The following is a 650-nucleotide window of genomic DNA, read 5'->3' as shown; positions in this document are numbered from 1 at the left end:
GTTGCGCTATACCAAGGAAAAGACCTTTCGCCGCTGCGGATTCAATACAAAGACTTTTCCGCCTGGCACAACGAACGGGTTGCCGGTCCGGTGCTGCAAGCGGATGAACGGTACTGGCTGGATCTGTTCGCCGGGGAAATTCCGGTACTTAACATGCCGACCGATTTCCCGCGCCCTTCCGTCCAGCACTTCGAGGGAAGCAGCCTCACCTTTGAGCTTGGCCGCGAGTTGACCGGCAAATTGCACGCGCTGGCTAAAGCGGCGGGCTCCACGCTTTATATGGTGTTGTTGGCAGCGTACACTACCGTGCTGTCCAAATACACCGGCCAGGAAGACATCGTCGTCGGTTCGCCGATCGCCGGCCGGCCGCACGCTGATTTGCAAGGCATGATCGGTATGTTTGTCAACACGCTGGCCATGAGGAACTTCCCGGCCGGTGAGCTGACCTTCCGCGAATTTTTAGAACAGGTAAAAGAAAATGCGCTCAAAGCGTACGAGCACCAAGACTATCCGTTTGAACAATTGGTCGAACAGTTGGATGTCCGGCGGGACATGAGCCGCAATCCCTTGTTTGACACGTTGTTCGTGCTGCAAAATACCGACCGCGGACAGCTCGAGGTCGAAGGGCTGAACTTCACGCCGTACCCGTT

At 56.3% G+C, this 650-nt stretch carries 1 protein-coding gene; it reads left to right on the top strand.

Annotated elements, in window-relative coordinates:
- A partial coding sequence (locus F1381_RS27910; RefSeq protein ID WP_151738070.1) for a condensation domain-containing protein occupies window positions 1-650 on the top strand: 650 nt, incomplete at both ends.

It is taken from the genome of Paenibacillus tengchongensis, assembly GCF_008973665.1.
In the GTDB taxonomy this organism is placed as follows: Bacteria; Bacillota; Bacilli; order Paenibacillales; family Paenibacillaceae; genus Paenibacillus_AQ; species Paenibacillus_AQ tengchongensis.
Note: the sequence above shows the minus strand (reverse complement) of the source record. Positions and strands in the feature narration are given on the sequence as shown.